Annotated in this window: 14 protein-coding genes; 7 read left to right on the top strand and 7 right to left on the bottom strand. The window is 74.6% G+C overall.

Annotated elements, in window-relative coordinates; translation table 11 throughout:
* Positions 1–3: 3 nt before the first annotated feature.
* On the bottom strand, positions 4–1,602 hold the full coding sequence (locus tag rosag_RS04395; protein WP_345784818.1) for an MFS transporter: 1,599 nt from the start codon (positions 1,600–1,602) through the stop codon (positions 4–6).
* A 183-nt stretch (positions 1,603–1,785) separates the two neighbouring features.
* Here rosag_RS04395 and acs point away from each other — a divergent pair, with 183 nt between their 5' ends.
* Both acs and rosag_RS04385 read left to right on the top strand, forming a co-directional pair.
* Positions 1,786–3,765, top strand: coding sequence for an acetate--CoA ligase (gene acs, locus rosag_RS04390; protein WP_284348824.1), 1,980 nt, complete (start codon positions 1,786–1,788; stop codon positions 3,763–3,765).
* Positions 3,766–3,937: 172 nt separating this feature from the next.
* Positions 3,938–4,348: a hypothetical protein gene (locus rosag_RS04385; RefSeq protein WP_284348823.1), complete on the top strand. Its 411-nt coding sequence runs from the start codon at positions 3,938–3,940 to the stop codon at positions 4,346–4,348.
* A gap of 394 nt (positions 4,349–4,742) precedes the next feature.
* Here rosag_RS04385 and rosag_RS04380 read toward each other — a convergent pair whose 3' ends face one another.
* A complete protein-coding gene (locus tag rosag_RS04380) occupies positions 4,743–5,498 on the bottom strand; it encodes a DsbA family protein (RefSeq protein WP_284348822.1) in 756 nt (251 codons plus the stop codon).
* Positions 5,495–5,800, bottom strand: coding sequence for a hypothetical protein (locus tag rosag_RS04375; protein ID WP_284348821.1), 306 nt, complete (start codon positions 5,798–5,800; stop codon positions 5,495–5,497). Before rosag_RS04375 ends, rosag_RS04380 begins: the two co-directional genes overlap by 4 nt.
* A 320-nt stretch (positions 5,801–6,120) precedes the next feature.
* Between rosag_RS04375 and rosag_RS04370 the strand changes: the two genes are divergently transcribed.
* Positions 6,121–7,074: an alpha/beta fold hydrolase gene (locus rosag_RS04370; RefSeq protein WP_284348820.1), complete on the top strand. Its 954-nt coding sequence runs from the start codon at positions 6,121–6,123 to the stop codon at positions 7,072–7,074.
* 64 nt (positions 7,075–7,138) lie between these two features.
* Entirely contained in the window at positions 7,139–7,417 is a 279-nt protein-coding gene (locus tag rosag_RS04365) for a hypothetical protein (protein ID WP_284348819.1), read from the top strand.
* A gap of 86 nt (positions 7,418–7,503) precedes the next feature.
* Here the strand turns inward: rosag_RS04365 and rosag_RS04360 are convergent, their stop codons facing one another.
* Positions 7,504–8,022: a hypothetical protein gene (locus rosag_RS04360; protein ID WP_284348818.1), complete on the bottom strand. Its 519-nt coding sequence runs from the start codon at positions 8,020–8,022 to the stop codon at positions 7,504–7,506.
* Positions 8,019–8,573 (bottom strand): CDP-alcohol phosphatidyltransferase family protein, encoded by a 555-nt coding sequence (locus rosag_RS04355; RefSeq protein ID WP_284348817.1) that lies wholly within the window; start codon positions 8,571–8,573, stop codon positions 8,019–8,021. Before rosag_RS04355 ends, rosag_RS04360 begins: the two co-directional genes overlap by 4 nt.
* A gap of 196 nt (positions 8,574–8,769) precedes the next feature.
* Between rosag_RS04355 and rosag_RS04350 the strand changes: the two genes are divergently transcribed.
* The 3 genes from rosag_RS04350 to rosag_RS04340 all read left to right on the top strand — a co-directional run bounded on the left by rosag_RS04350 (position 8,770) and on the right by rosag_RS04340 (position 11,751).
* A complete protein-coding gene (locus rosag_RS04350; RefSeq protein ID WP_284348816.1) occupies positions 8,770–9,621 on the top strand; it encodes a sugar phosphate nucleotidyltransferase in 852 nt (283 codons plus the stop codon).
* A 107-nt stretch (positions 9,622–9,728) separates the two neighbouring features.
* A complete protein-coding gene (locus rosag_RS04345; protein ID WP_284348815.1) occupies positions 9,729–10,088 on the top strand; it encodes an S-adenosylmethionine decarboxylase in 360 nt (119 codons plus the stop codon).
* Entirely contained in the window at positions 10,081–11,751 is a 1,671-nt protein-coding gene (locus tag rosag_RS04340) for a hypothetical protein (protein WP_284348814.1), read from the top strand. The genes rosag_RS04345 and rosag_RS04340 overlap by 8 nt, the downstream gene beginning before the upstream one ends.
* Before the next feature lie 61 nt (positions 11,752–11,812).
* On the opposite strand, the gene rosag_RS04335 is transcribed toward rosag_RS04340, so the two are convergent.
* Together rosag_RS04335 and rosag_RS04330 are read right to left on the bottom strand one after the other, a co-directional pair.
* The gene (locus rosag_RS04335; RefSeq protein WP_284348813.1) at positions 11,813–12,166 is read right to left on the bottom strand and encodes a hypothetical protein; all 354 of its coding nucleotides are present in this window, start codon (positions 12,164–12,166) and stop codon (positions 11,813–11,815) included.
* A 73-nt stretch (positions 12,167–12,239) separates the two neighbouring features.
* Complete coding sequence (locus rosag_RS04330; RefSeq protein WP_284348812.1) at positions 12,240–14,867, bottom strand: M16 family metallopeptidase; 2,628 nt, start codon at positions 14,865–14,867, stop codon at positions 12,240–12,242.
* Positions 14,868–14,930 lie beyond the last annotated feature (63 nt).

Genomic DNA, 14,930 nt, shown 5'->3' with positions numbered 1-14,930 from the left:
CCCTCAGATGTCGACGTCCTTCGTCTCGCGCACCAGCAGCGCGCCCACGACCACCGTGAGCGCGGCGATGACGATCGGGTACCAGAGCCCCGCGTAGATGTCGCCCGTGGCCGCGACGATCGCGAACGCCGTCGTGGGCAGGAAGCCGCCGAACCAGCCGTTGCCGATGTGGTATGGCAGCGACATCGACGTGTAGCGGATGCGCGTGGGGAAGAGCTCCACCAGCATCGCCGCGATCGGGCCGTAGACCATCGTCACGAACAGCACGAGGACGAACAGCACCGCGACCACCATCGCGTGGTTGATGCGCGCGGGGTCGGCCGCGGCGGGATAGCCGGCGCTCGCGAGCGCGCCGCCGAGCGTGCGCTCGAACGTCGGCCCCTGCGCCGCCGCGTCGCTCGCGCTCGCGTCGTAGGCGGGGATCGCCGTCGTGCCCACGCGCACCTGCGCCGTGGTGCCCGCCGGCGCGGCGACGTTCGCGTACGGGACGCCGGCCTTCACCAGCGCGGCCTTCGCCACGTCGCAGCTCGACGTGAACCTGCTCGTCCCGACGGGATTGAACTGGAAGGTGCACTCGGCGGGATCGGCGACGACGGTCACCGGCGCCGCCGCCTGCGCGTGCTCCAGCGCGGGGTTCGCGTAGTGCGTGAGCGCGCGGAAGAGCGGGAAGTACGTCAGCGCCGCGAGCGCGCAGCCGGCGAGGATCACCGGCTTGCGCCCGATGCGGTCCGACAGCGCGCCCATCACGAGGAAGAACGGCGTGCCCAGGAGCAGCGCCGCGGCGACCAGGAGGTTGGCCGTCTGCGCGTCCACCTTCAGCAGCTGCGTGAGGAAGAAGAGCGCGTAGAACTGCCCCGTGTACCACACCACCGCCTGCCCCACCACGAGACCGAACAGCGCGATCAGCACGATGCGCAGGTTGGCCCAGTTGCCGAACGACTCGGCGATCGGCGCCTTCGACGTCTTCCCCTCCGCCTTCATCGCGGCGAACAGCGGCGACTCGTTCAACCGCACGCGGATCCACACCGAGACGCCGAGCAGCGCCAGCGACACGAGGAACGGGATGCGCCACCCCCACGCCTCGAACGCCGCGGTGCCGAGCGCCACGCGGCAGGCCAGGATCACGAGCAGCGAGAGGAAGAGGCCGAGCGTCGCCGTCGTCTGGATCCACGCGGTGTAGAGCCCGCGCTTCCCCGGCGGCGCGTGCTCCGCCACGTACGTCGCGGCGCCGCCGTACTCGCCGCCGAGCGCGAGCCCCTGCAGCAGGCGCAGGGCGACGAGGATCACCGGCGCCAGGATGCCGATGCTCGCGTACGAGGGCAGCACGCCGACGACGAACGTCGAGAGGCCCATGATGAGGATCGTGACCAGGAACGTGTACTTCCGCCCCACCAGGTCGCCCAGCCGCCCGAACACGAGCGCGCCGAAGGGGCGCACGGCGAAGCCCGCGGCGAACGCCATCAGCGCGAAGATGAACGCCGCCGTGGGGTTCACGCCCGAGAAGAACTGCTTCGAGATGATCGCCGCCAGCGATCCGTACAGGTAGAAGTCGTACCACTCGAAGACGGTGCCGAGCGACGACGCGAAGATGACGCCGCGCACCTCGCCCGGCGCGAGCGTGCGGACGGCGGTGGGGCGATCGGGCGACGCGGACGCGGGGTGGGCCACGGGGGTCGGGCGGCAGGGTGGAGGCAGGGTGGAGACGGGACGGGGCGCGGGGTAATCTTCCGCGCGTGCGCACCGTTGCGCACCCCTCTCCCGCCCCGCAATTCGCCGCAACGCGCCATGAGCGATCTCGACGTCCTCCTCCGCGAGGAGCGCTCCTTCCCGCCCCCCGAGTCCTTCCGCCGGGACGCGCTCGTCGGCGACGACGCGCTGCACCGCGAGGGCGCGGCCGACCCCGACGCCTTCTGGGCCCGGATGGCGCGCGAGCTGACGTGGATCAAGCCGTTCACGCGCACGCTCGACTGGACGCCGCCGCACGCGCAGTGGTTCGCCGACGGCACGCTGAACGCGAGCGTCAACTGCCTCGACCGGCACGTCGAGGGGCCGCGGCGCAACAAGGCGGCGCTGATCTTCGAGGGCGAGCCGGGCGACCAGCGCACGCTGACCTACTGGGACCTCTACCGGAAGGTCAACCAGTTCGCGCTCGTGCTCGACCGGCTGGGCGTGAAGAAGGGCGACCGCGTCGCGATCTACCTGCCGATGATCCCCGAGGCGGTGATCGCGATGCTCGCGTGCGCGCGCGTGGGCGCGATCCACTCGGTCGTCTTCGGCGGGTTCAGCCCGGAGTCGCTGCGCGACCGCATCAACGACTCGCAGTGCAAGGTGCTGATCACGGCCGACGGCTCCTACCGCCGCGGCCAGGTGATCCCGCTCAAGCGCAACGCCGACAAGGCGCTCGCCGAGTGCCCGTCGATCGAGCACGTGGTCGTCGTGCAGCGGCGCGCCGGCGCGCCGGGCGACGCGGCGTTCACCGAGATCAAGGAGGGGCGCGACCACTGGTGGCACCGCCTCATGCGCGAGGCGCGCAACGCCGACGGCGGCTTCTACCGCGCGCCCGAGGAGATGAGCGCCGAGGACCTGCTCTTCGTCCTCTACACGTCGGGCACGACGGGAAAGCCGAAGGGGATCGTGCACTCGACGGGCGGCTACCTCACCGCCGCGGCGGCGACGACGAAGTACGTCTTCGACCTCAAGGAGGAGGACGTCTACTGGTGCACGGCGGACATCGGCTGGGTCACCGGGCACTCGTACATCGTGTACGGGCCGCTGGCGAACGGCGCGACCTGCGTGCTCTACGAGGGCGCGCCCGACTGGCCGGAGAAGGACCGCTTCTGGGCGATCTGCGAGCGCTACGGCGTCACCATCTTCTACACGGCGCCGACGGCGATCCGCGCGTTCATGAAGTGGGGCCCCGAGTTCCCCGCGCGCTACGACCTGTCGCGCCTGCGCCTCCTCGGCTCCGTGGGCGAGCCGATCAACCCCGAGGCGTGGATGTGGTACCACGAGCACATCGGCCACGGACGCTGCCCGATCGTGGACACGTGGTGGCAGACCGAGACGGGCGCGATCATGATCACGCCGCTGCCGGGCGCCACGGCCACCAAGCCCGGCTCCGCGACGGTCCCCTTCCCCGGTGTCTCGGCCGCGCTGCTGGACTCGGCCGGCCAGGAGATCGAGGTGGGCGGCGGCCTGCTCGCGCTCACGCGCCCGTGGCCGTCGATGCTGCGCACCATCTGGGGCGACGATCAGCGCTTCGTCGACACCTACTTCTCGAAGTGGCCGGGGCGCCCGGACCTCTACTTCGCGGGCGACGGCGCCAAGCGCGACGAGGACGGCTACTACTGGATCCTCGGGCGCGTGGACGACGTGCTGAACGTCGCCGGCCACCGCATCGGCACGATGGAGGTCGAGAGCGCGCTCGTGGACCATCCGGCGGTCGCGGAGGCCGCCGTGGTGGGCAAGGCGCACGAGCTGAAGGGCCAGGCGATCGCGGCCTTCGTCACGCTGCGGGCCGGGCACGCGCCCAGCGGCGCGCTGCGCGACGAGCTGCGCGACCACGTGGCCGAGAAGATCGGCCCGATCGCGCGACCGGACGACATCCTGTTCAGCGCCGACCTCCCGAAGACACGCTCGGGCAAGATCATGCGCCGCCTGCTGCGCGACATCGCCGAGGGGCGCGCGCTGGGCGACACGACGACGCTGGCCGACCCGGGCGTGGTGGCGTCGCTGAAGGACCAGTACGAGGCGCAGGAGAGCTGACGGCCCGTCCGTTCCTGGCCGGCTCGCGCCCCCCGGTGACCACGGTCACCGGGGGGCGTCCCTGTCTGGTACGGCTCGTGCCCCCTGACCGGCCGGCCAGTGTATCTTGACGGTGGCCCGGCCGGCGCACGTCGCCGGCTCGCGCATCGCCCGGTCGCCCACCAGTCCCCGCATGCTCGGCAAGCTCTTCCCGGAAGCGATCTTCTCCCGCAAGCTGCCGCCGGCCGCCGAGCGCCGCCTGCGGCTGGCGCAGGCCCGGGCCGAGGAGTCCATCGTCCGCGCGCACGTGGACAACGCGCTGATGTTCATGGACACGCTGGCGGAGGACCTGCCCTTCGACCGGGCGATCGACACCTACATCCGCGTGATGGGGATCCCCGAGCCGCTGGCGAGCACGGTGGCCACGCGCGCGCTGGTGGTGCTGGGCCAGGATCTGGTCCCCTTCCGCCGCCGGCAGCGCGGCCCGGGGACGCCCGCGACGGCTCCCGCCGCGCAGGGCGCCGAGGGCGACGGCGACGACGGCGGGAAGCCGCGGCTGCGGCTGGACGACGCGGCGGAGGCCCGGCGGCGCCGGCGCGCCTGAGCGGTCGTCCTCGCGCCAGCCCCGAAGGGCGAACGGCATTGCAAGGATGAAGTTCGGAGAAGGTCTGATAAGAGCGGATGGCTCCGCGCGAGTGCGATGTCGGTCGCGCTCCACCGGAGCCATCCGTCGTTATCAGACCTTCTCGGACTTTCATCCTTGCTGCTGTTGTCGTTCGGGTCCGGCGCGCCGGACCTTTCTGCCATTTGGAGAGGATGCGGATGCTCCGGATCGAGACGGATGCTCCGGATCGCTCCACGTGGCGCCTACGCCCCGTGCGCCGAGAGGAGCGATCCGAGGCATCCGCTCACATCCGGAGGATCCGCACCCCTCCCAAAGGCATGAGGGGCCCCGCCGTGACGGCGAGGCCCCTCGGTCGTTCCCGGCGCCGCGAGCGTCAGGGCGCCGCGACCGGCGTGCGCCTGGCGGTGTCGCCGGCGTTGGCCGGCGTCACGGGCGCGGCGGCCGCGGTGGCGCGGGCCGAGTCCACCATCGCCTTGATGACGTCGAAGGGCTGCGCGCCCGCGACCATCTTGTCCCCGATCACGAACGATGGCGTCGAGCGGATCTGCGCCGTCTCGGCCGCCTTCGCATGCGCCGCGATGCGGTCGACGTGCTTGCGGCCGTCGTAGCACTGCTCCCACGTCGCGGCGTCCGCGCCGATCTCCTTCGCGTAGCCGGCGAAGATCGACTTCGGGTCGTCCGTCGCGAACGAGTTCCAGTCGTTCTGGCCCGCGAAGATGCGGTCGTGCATCTCCCAGAACTTCCCCTGGTCGTCCGCGCAGGCGGCGGCCAGCGAGGCCGCGGGGCTGTTGCGGTGCGACGCGTTCACCGGGAAGAGGTAGACGCGGTAGCGCGCCTGCCCCGTCTCGACCAGCCGCTTCATCACGTCCGGCTCGGTGACCGTAGCGAACTGGCCGCACCCCGGGCACTCGAAGTCCGCGTACTCCACGATCTCCACCGGCGCGGTGGGGCTGCCCTTCACGTAGCCCGGCGCGGCCGCGAGGTTCGCGGCGGGCGTCGGGACGGTGACGACGGCGGCGGTCTTGGAGCGCTGCGTCGCCCAGAGGATGCCGGCGACGCCGGCCACGCCGACGAGGAGGAGCGTGAGGTAGAAGCCGCGGCGCGACTGCTTGCCGCGGGCCTGCTTCACGACGTCCGGTCGTCCTCCGCGTCCGGCGTCCATTCGCTTCGATGCCATGTATTGCTGTCCTGAGCGTCGAGGGCCTGCTGCACGATGCGCCGACTCTCCGCCACCTCGGGGGTGTCGTAGGTCGCGCGCACCTCGTAGTGAAAGAGCTCGCTCCGCACGTCGCCGATCAGCCGCATGAGGGGACCGGCGTGCCGCAGCAGCTCGCCGCGCGCGTGGAGCTCGGTGATGCGCTCCGCCAACGCGAGGAGCAGCGCCTCGAGGTTGCGGGCGCGAGCGGCGTCGTAGGTCTGTTCGTCCGACATGCGGCGTCCCTGCGCGTGCTGCGCGTGCGGGTATGCCGGAGGCAAAGGTACGCACCCGCGCGTCCTCCGGCGACTGCTCCGGCCGGCGAGCTCGCGCGGCCCATCGGGTCCCATCGGGTGGACGGCGCCGACGGCCTCGCGGTCACGCCGGCGGCCCTCGCCCGTGCCTGTCGTGCGGGCGCGACTCGTGCCACCGGAGCGCGGCACGTTAGCTTCTCGCCCGTCCGCGCCGTTCCGTACCCCGCTGGTCCCGCCGGTTTCCGTCGGGCCCGTCGGCCGCGGTCCGCTTCCGCGCCTCCCGCTTCGCCCTCGTCACGCCCGTGCGCGCCGACCACCTCCGCCTTCCCGTCGGACCCGGATCGCTGCACGCCGAACGCTACGGCCACGGCGGCACCCCGATCGTGCTGCTGCACGGCTTCGGCACGTGCAGCTTCCTCTGGCGCGAGGTGGCGCCGCAGCTCGCGATCGCGCGGCACACGGCCGTCGCGCTCGACCTGCTGGGGCACGGCGAGTCGGACCGCCCCATCGAGGCCGACTTCGGGGTCGCGGCGCAGGCGGAGTACCTGGACCGCGCGCTCACCGTGCTGCGCATGGCGCGGTCGGTCATCGTCGGCGTCGACGTGGGCGGCGGCGTGGCGCTCCGGCTGGCGGCCACGCGCCCCGACCGCGTCGCCGGCCTGGTGCTCGTGAACACGGTCGCCTTCGAGCACATGCCGGGGCGCGACGTGCGCACGCTGCAGCGGAACACCGCCCGCGTCGCGTTCCGGCTGTCGCGCGGGATGTTCGGCGCCTCGCCGCTGCTGGCGCCGGTGCTCCAGGGGAGCGTCGCCAACCGCGCGCACATGCCCGAGCGGCTGGTCGCGCGCTACCTCGCGCCCTTCGTCGGCCGCGACGGGGTGACGCACCTGCTCGACCTCGCGCGCTCGCTGCGCACCGAGGAGGTCGACGAGATCGACCTCGCGTGCGTGACCGCGCCGACGCTGGTCGTCTGGGGCGAGGCCGACCCCTGGGTGCCCGCGGAGGTCCCGACGCGGCTCCTGCACGCGATCCCGGACACGCGGCTGGCGCGGCTGCCGGGCGTCGGCCGCCTCACCCCCGAGGAAGCGCCGGACGAGCTGGCGGACCTCATCCTCGGCCACGTCGTGCGGATCGAGGCGGCCGCCGCGGCCGCGCAGGCGGCGCGCGCCGAGCTGGCGATGGCGACCCGCCCACGCGAGGGCGTCACGGCCAGCGACTTGCCTTCCGGCCTCGCATCGGGCGACGTGGACCGCTAGGAAAAGGCCCCGGGATGGGTTAGCTTTCCTCGTCTATCACAGCATCGACTTGCAGCCGGATTTCATGAGCCGAGTGAAGAGCAACAACGCGAATCGCGGACGACGGGAAGTCGCGGTCCCGACGCCGTTCGAGGAGGCCCGCGACGAGCTGTTCCAGCACATCATGTCGTGTGGTGTCATCGGGAGCGAGCCCGAGCACCAGACGGAGTGGTTCGACGCCACCATGGCGTACATGACGGACCGCTTCCCGGAGATCCCTGCCGAGAAGATGCAGGAGCTCCGCACGCTGGGCGAGCGCTTCGCGCAGCCGCCCAAGCGGCAGGCCCAGACGTCGGCCGCCTGACGTCTCCCGCGAGGCCGCACGACGGCAATGACACCACGCCCCCGATCGCTCGGGGGCGTTCGTGTTTTCCGGCGACGCGCCCGGGGCTAGCGGCGCCCGGGCCGCGCGCGACGGAGCGCCACGGCCACGCGCACGCCGCCGCCCAGCCCCAGCTCCACCGCCGGCGCGAGGCGCCCGCGCGGCGCCCCCTCCACGCCCAGCAGCGCGACCAGCTGCCACCGGGGCGCGGCGCCGTCGCGCACCGCGGCTGCGACGCCCCCGCCCAGGTACACGCCGCGGCGGGCCATCCGCAGGGGATCGAGGTGGAAGCGCGCGAGCGCCTCGAGGCGCGCCGCCGGCACCACGGTGCGGCTGCCGTCGCCCGGGCCCACGCCGTCCGGATCGCGCGCGAGCCCCACCGCGGCGACGACGCCGACCCGCGTGTAGAGCCCCGCGTCGCCGAACAGCCCTGCGCCGCCGAACGCGCCGCCCTCGCGGCCGAAGGCGCCGTCCACGCGCACCTCGGGCGTCAGCGCCGGCCGCGCCGGCGCCTGCGCGGCCAGCGGAGCCGCGCGCACCGCGGCGAGGAGCGTCAGCGCGCGAGCGATCGGGAGACGTCCGCTCACGGCTTCAGCGTGCGGTCGCGCTCGCGCCAGAGCAGCAGCGTGTAGTCGATCGTCGACGCCACCGAGACGATCCCCAGCACGACCACCAGCGGCATCACCCAGCGCGGCCACACCAGCGCGGTGACCAGAGTGACCAGCTGCAGCGCGGTGACGACCTTGCCGAGCGGTCGCGCGCGGAAGGCCACGGGGCGGAGCCAGGCGACGCTGCGCGCGACCAGGAAGCCGATGGCGGTCATGATGTCGCGCAGCAGCAGCACGCCGACCTGCAGGAGCGTGAGCTGGCCCTGGAGCAGCAGCGTCGTCACGGCGGCCAGCACGAACGCCCGGTCGGCCAGCGGGTCGATGAGCGCGCCCCAGCGCGAGACGGCGTTGCGGCGGCGCGCCAGCCAGCCGTCGAGGAAGTCGGTGAGCGACGCGACGCCGACCAGCGCCACGCGCTCGCCGTTGCCGGTGGACGCGAGGAATCCGGCCGCCAGCACGAACCGCGACAGCGAGACGACGTTCGGCAGCGTCCAGAGCTCGGCCGACGGGGGCGGCGCGCCGCGTGACATGGGGCGGAACCTAGCGCGGCCTCGCATCCCGAAGCAAACCGCCGGTCGCGGCATGCGTCGTGGCGCGTGCGTGACGTGGCGCACGGTCGCGGTGCATGCGGCGGCGCGATCCTGGCACCCGCCGCCGCACCGGCCTGCACACCGCACGCGCGTCGGCCGGCCGCCATCCGCAGCGCACCCTCGTCCGCCCTCGGCCATGTCCACGTCCGCGCCCCCGTTCACCGCCCACCGGGACGACGCGGCACCCGGACCCCTGCCCCGCCTCGTGCGGCGGGCGATCGTGCCGTGCGGCGGCCAGGGGACGCGCATGCGCGCGCTCACCGGCGGCCAGCCGAAGGAGATGCTGCCCGTGGGCCGCATGCCGCTGGTGGAGCACGTGGCGCGCGAGTGCGCGGCGAGCGGCATCGACGAGCTGCTGATCATCGTCGCGCCGGGCAAGGACGCGATCGCGGCGCACCTCGCGCCGCTCGCGGGCGCGCCGGGCATGCCCCGCCGCGTGTCGTTCCTGGAGCAGCCGGCGGCGCGCGGGCTGGCGGACGCGATCCGGCTGGGCCGCGCGTTCGCCGCCGACGGGCCGGTGGCCGTCGCGCTGCCCGACAACCTGTTCGTCGACGACGCGCCGGGCGTCGCGCAGGTCGCGGAGGCGTACGCGCGCACCGGCCGCCACGTCGTCGCCGTCGTCGAGATCACGAGCGAGGAGGCGGCGCGCCGCGGCCCGACGTCGGTGTTTCCCGGCACGCGCGATGGGGAGCTGTTCGAGATCGCGCGCATCCCCGACAAGGGCGAGCGCGGTCGCACGTTCGACACCGGCGGCGCCCCGTCCGCGTTCACGGGCGTCGGCCGCTACGTGTTCCGCCCCGACGTCTTCGACGTCATCGACGCGGCGGAGCGCGAGCTCCCTGCGGGGGCGGAGCTCGACGACGTGCCGGTGATGCAGCGGCTGCTCGCGGCGGGGCAGCTGGTGGGCCGCCGCATGCGCGGCCGCTTCCTGGACGCGGGACTGCCGGACGGCTACGCGGAGGCGAAGGCGCGCCTGGCGCGCGCGTGACCGCGCCCACGACAGCGCCGACGACAGCGCCAACGACCGCGCGCGTGAACGCAGGCTGGCCAGGGGCGCCCCTTGTTCGCGCCCCTGCCGACGGCCTATCGTCCGCCGTGACCGACGCCCCCGCCCCGACGCCCCCGTTCACGCACCTCACCGCCGACTTCCTGGGCGTGCCGGCCGCGCAGCTGCGCGACGACGCGCTGATCGGCGGCCTGCTCGTCGCCGCCGCCGGTGCGGCCGGCCTGGGCGCCCACGGCCCGCCGGTGATGCGCGCGCTCCCGCACGACGGCGTCGCGGGGCTGTTCCTCCTCGAAGGGTGCCACATCGCGGTGCACACCTTCCCCTCCGAGGAGCTGCTGCTGCTCGACGTGCTCTCGCGCGCGACGCGCGACGCGCAGAAGGCGGTGGACGTGTTCTCGCGGCGACTGACCGCGCGCACCGTCCGCGCCGAGCATCGGGCTCGTGGCTGACGGCTCGCACGCCGCGCTGAGCGTCGTGGCGGCCGTCCTCGCGACGCTGGCGCAGATCGCCGCGCCGCTGGCCTCCCCGCTCGAGGCGCTGCCGATCGCGCGCGAGTGGCGCACCTGGCCCGCGCTCGCGTGGCTCGTGGGCGTCGGCGTCACCCTTGGCTGGAACATCGTCTACGCGGGGCGCATCGCGCGGCTGCGTCGCGCGCCGCGGCCGCTGGCGGCGCTGAGTGCCGCGTGCGGGCTGCTGGTGGCGCCCGCCCTCGTGGCGCACGTCGCCTCGAGCTCGCTCTACGGCGGCCGCGCGGTCAACGGCATCGCGTGGCTCTGGCCTCTCACGACGACGCTGTTCGTGGCGCAGGCGGCGTTCGCGACGTGGCGCCGATTCGTGACGCCGTTCGTCGGCGTGCCGCTGCTCGTGTGGGACGTGCTGACCTGCCTCGCGGCGTGGACGCGCTTCGCCGTCGAGCGGCAGGGCGACGCGCCCACGGCGCTGCTCGCGCTGTCGGCCGCGCAGGCGACGGTGCACGGCGCGGCCATCGGCGGCGCGGCGCTGGTCTCGCCGCTCGCGGTGCAGCTGCCGCTGCTGGTGCCCGCCTATCCGGCGCGCTGGCGGCTGACGCGCACGGTGCGCGCGCTGCTCGCCGTGGCGACGATCTTCGCCGCGGGCGTGCTGCTGCTGGAGCTCCCGCGCGGCATCGGCACGGTGGCCAGCTACCAGCCGTGGGCGAGCGAGCGCCTGAGCGAGCGGCCCACCGGCGACTTCGCGATCGGCGTGTCGCTGCTGCCGCCGCTGGGCGGCCCGCCGCCGACGGTCGCGACGCGCTGGGACATGCCGCTCCTCGACTCGCTCGACGTCCAGGCGGTGCGCGTCACGGTCGGCAGCGGCGCGCTGACGCTGGGCGCGCTCGACTCGCTGCAGCGGACGCTCGATCCGGCGCGCCGCGACAGCCTGCGCCTGGTGGTGGCGATCGCGTTCGAGCACGAGGACGGCGCGCGGCGGCGCGCGGCCCCCGAGCGCTTCGATGCGCGGCGGCTCGCGCTCGTGGAGCGCGTCGCGCGCGCGCTGCGCCCCGACGTGCTGCTGCCCGCGGATGCGCCCTACGGCGCGACGTCGGTGGACGCGGTGGGCCACCTGCCGGTGGAGCACTGGCGGCGCTTCCTCACGGCATCCGCGGCGCGCGTGCAGGCGGTGAACCCCAACATCCGCGTCGGCGTCGCGGCGTCGTCGTACGACGCGTCCGACAGCACGCTGTACGCGTGGGCGGCGTCGCGCGCGTCGCCGGTGCACGTCGTGGGCTTCGAGGTCGCGCCGTCGTTCTCCGGCGGCACGGGCGTGGACGCGCGGCTGCGCGCGGCCGACCGCTGGATGCGCGCGCAGGAGCGCACGCGCGTGGGGGTGGGCGCGGCGGCCCGCGCGAAGCCGCACTGGGTGTTCGACGTGCACGCCTTCCCGGTCACGCACGGCGACGCGAGCCAGGAGCGCGCCGTGTGGCACACGCTCGCGTGGGCGACCGCGCACCCCGACGTCGACGGCGTGGTCGTCGGCGAGTCGGGCGACTACGCGCGGATGACGGGGCTGCGCGCCGCGTCGGGGCGCACGCGGCGCGTGGCGGCCGCGATCAGCCGGGCGTCGCGGGCGCTACGGGAGGCGGTCGTTCCATGACGCTGCGGACTGCGGGCTGCGGATCCTGTGGAACCCGCAGTCCGCCGTCCGCAGCCGCCGTTCAGGCGCCGGCCGCCTCGCCGGAGCCCAGGTTCTCCGTCGCCCGATCGATCCGCCGCACGTAGTCGCGCGCGCTCTCGTCGTCGGCGCGCGTCGGCAGCACCATGCGCGCGTCGTCGGGCTGGGTGCTGTCGGGCGAGTTGGTCATGCGGTCGCCGCCGAGCGCCGAGACGGCCGCCTCGAACCGCTCGACCGCCTCCACGACGGCGGCGAGGTCGAGCGCCGACTCCTCGCCGGTGACGCGGACGCCGCGCTGCCGGAGCTGCGCGTACGCCATGTCGGCGGCGTGGGCGCGCTCCTCGTCGCGGTGCGGGTTGAGCTCCTGCTGGCGCTCCTCGAACGGGGGGCGGGACATCGGCTGGGCCTCCGGATGGGGTGGACGTCTGGACGCCCCCTCCCCGTTCACATTCGGTGCCGGCAGGCGCGCCTCAGCCCGTCCCGCGGACGACGCCCTCCACGCGCCGCGCCGGATCGAACCAGTCGCGGGCCAGCGTCTGGATCGTCTCCGGCGTGACCGCGCGCACCCGCGCGTCATAGGTCTCGAGCTCGGAGAGCCCCTCGCCGGTGAGCCACGCGTCCACCAGCTCGCCCATCACCGCGCCGCCGCTCTGCCGCGCGATGGCGTGCGTGCCGAGCGCGTACGTCTGCGCGCGCTCCAGCTCCTCGGCGCTCACGGGCGCGTCGCGCAGTCGCTCGAACTCGGCCAGCAGGCCGGCGCGCGCCTCGTCCTCCTGCGTCGGCCCCGTCGCGATGTAGGCGCCGAACGTCCCCGCGAGCCGCCGCGGGCTCGCGAAGGCGTGCACCGTGTACGCGAGCGAGCGGCGGTCGCGCAGCTCGTCGAAGAAGCGGCCGCCCAACCCGCTCGCGATGCCCGCCAGCAGCTGCGCCGCGACGCGCGCGGGATCGGTGCGCGTCGGCCCCGGGAAGAGCAGCGCCAGCGCCGTCTGCTTCTTGGCGCGCGCGTCGTCGCGCCGCGCACCCTCGCGCCACGTGGGCGCGGGCAGCGGCGTCACCTCACGCGGCGCGAGCGCGCCGAACTCGCGCGCCACCAGCGCGGCCGCCTCCTCGGGCGCGAGATCGCCGACGACCGCGAGCACCGCGTCGCCCGACAGCGCGCGCGCGCGATGCCACGCGCGCAGCTGCGCCGCGTCGAGCGCGCGCAGGGATTCGTCCGTGCCGCCCACCGGGCGCCCGTACGGATGGCCGGCGTACGCGGCCTCGGAGGCGAGCCGCATCGGCCAGCGGTACATGTCGTCGCGCAGCAGCCGCAGCTCCTGCAGCGCGACGTCGCGCTCCGTGTCGACCGCCGCGTCGGGGAAGACGGGACGCTGCACCACGTCGGCCAGCAGCGACGCCGCATCGGCCGCGTGTGGCAGCGGCACCGCGATCCCCCAGCCGAACGTCTCCGATCCCACGCTCGCGCCCACGCTGCCGCCCAGCACCTCCGCCTCGGCCGCGATCTGCGCGGCGGTGCGGCGCTCGGTGCCCTTCACGCTGGTGTGCGCCATCAGCATCGTGAGGCCCGCGTCGGCATCGGCCTCCTCGCTGGCGCCGCCGCGCGCGTAGACGCCGAGGTTCACGATGCGCGCGCCCGGCTTGCGCGCGACCAGCACGGGGATCCCCTGCGCGGTGCGGAAGACGTGCACGCCCGCCTCGACGCGCTCCAGCGCGGGCGCGCCCGTGTGCACCGCGGGCGCCTGCGGCGCCGGTGCGGTGCCCGCGCCGACGGGCGCGGGCGCGTCGGCCGCCAGCAGCGCCGCGAACGCCGTCGCATCGGCCGCGATCGGCGCGCTGCCCTGCGGCCGGTACACGATCACGCCCGCGCGCTCGGGATCGAGCCAGCGGCGCGCGGCCTCGGTCACGTCGTCGGGCGTCGCGCGCTGCACGCGCGCGCGGTAGTCCTCGCCCAGCCGCCAGTCGCCGAGCGCCTCCCACTCGGCCAGCCAGCTCGCCTGGCCTTCCATCGTCTCGAGGCGGCGCAGCCAGCGCGACTCGGCGATGCGCTGCACGCGCGCCAGCTCGTGCGCGCCCACGCCCTGCTCGCGCAGCGCGCGCACCTCCGTCCACATCGCACGCGCCGCGTCGGGCAGGCGCGCGGGATCGCCCTCGGCGTGTACGACGAAGATGCCGAGCTCCGTCGGCGTGCTGTCGTACGCGCCGACGTGAGACGCCAGCGAGCGCTCGCGGACCGCGCGATAGAGCCGCGAGCCGCGGCCCGTGCCCAGCACCGCCGCGGCGAGGTCGAGGTGCGGCGTGTCGTCGTGGCGCGTGCCCGGCGTGCGCCACCCGAACGCGACCTGCGCCTGCTGCACGTCGCCCGACAGCTCGCGGTAGCGGAAGTCCGCGTGCGCGTCCTCCTGCGGGCCGCGGTCGGTGGGCACGGCGCCGTCCGGCAGCGCGCCGTAGCGCTCGCGCACGTGCGCCAGCGCGACGTCCGGATCCACGTCGCCGACGATCGACAGCACCGTCGCGCTGGGCCGGTAGTAGGTGCGATAGAAGCCCGCGACGTCGTCGCGCGTGAGGCGCCGCAGCCCCTCCTCCGTGCCGATGCGCCAGCGGCGCACGCGGTGCCGGTCGTGCAGCAGCGCGTACAGCGACTCCACCGTCACGGCGCCCGGGTTGTCGAGCTTCCGCTTCGCCTCCTGGATGATGACCTCGAGCTCCTTCGCCAGCTCGTCGGCGTCCACCAGCGAGTTCGCGTACGCGTCGGCCTGGATGTCGAGCCCCTCCACGAAGCCCGACGACGGCAGCACCGCGTAGTAGCTGGTGTGGTCGTAGATCGTGTGCGCGTTGAGGTAGCCGCCCTGCGCCTTGGTCTGCTTCGCGATCTCTCCGACGCCGCGCCGCGGCGTGCCCTTGAAGAACATGTGCTCCAGCACGTGCGCGACGCCCACCACGTCGTCCGTCTCGTCGAAGTAGCCGGCGCGCACGAACGTGTTGACCGCCACCACGGGCGCGGACGCGTCGCGCCGCACGAGCACGGTGAGGCCGTTGGGCAGCACCGTGCGGTGCACAGTCGCGGGGTCGATCAGGGGCGTGTCGGGAGGCGTCGGCATCGCGTGCGTCGGGAAGCGGAACGGGGACGTCCGACCGGAGGATGGTCGGACGTCCCCGTTCGG

The sequence above is a fragment of the Roseisolibacter agri genome, from assembly GCF_030159095.1.
GTDB lineage: Bacteria > Gemmatimonadota > Gemmatimonadetes > Gemmatimonadales > Gemmatimonadaceae > Roseisolibacter > Roseisolibacter agri.
The sequence above is the reverse complement of the archived record's forward strand: the minus strand, read 5'-3'. Positions and strand labels throughout refer to the sequence as shown.

Excerpts from the sequence above, each read along its gene's own strand:
- acs (WP_284348824.1), top strand. The coding sequence starts at position 1,786 with ATGAGCGATCTCGACGTCCTCCTCCGCGAGGAGCGCTCCTTCCCGCCC.
- rosag_RS04385 (WP_284348823.1), top strand. The coding sequence starts at position 3,938 with ATGCTCGGCAAGCTCTTCCCGGAAGCGATCTTCTCCCGCAAGCTGCCG.
- rosag_RS04375 (WP_284348821.1), bottom strand. The coding sequence starts at position 5,800 with ATGTCGGACGAACAGACCTACGACGCCGCTCGCGCCCGCAACCTCGAG.
- rosag_RS04365 (WP_284348819.1), top strand. The coding sequence starts at position 7,139 with ATGAGCCGAGTGAAGAGCAACAACGCGAATCGCGGACGACGGGAAGTC.
- rosag_RS04355 (WP_284348817.1), bottom strand. The coding sequence starts at position 8,573 with ATGTCACGCGGCGCGCCGCCCCCGTCGGCCGAGCTCTGGACGCTGCCG.
- rosag_RS04350 (WP_284348816.1), top strand. The coding sequence starts at position 8,770 with ATGTCCACGTCCGCGCCCCCGTTCACCGCCCACCGGGACGACGCGGCA.
- rosag_RS04335 (WP_284348813.1), bottom strand. The coding sequence starts at position 12,166 with ATGTCCCGCCCCCCGTTCGAGGAGCGCCAGCAGGAGCTCAACCCGCAC.
- rosag_RS04330 (WP_284348812.1), bottom strand. The coding sequence starts at position 14,867 with ATGCCGACGCCTCCCGACACGCCCCTGATCGACCCCGCGACTGTGCAC.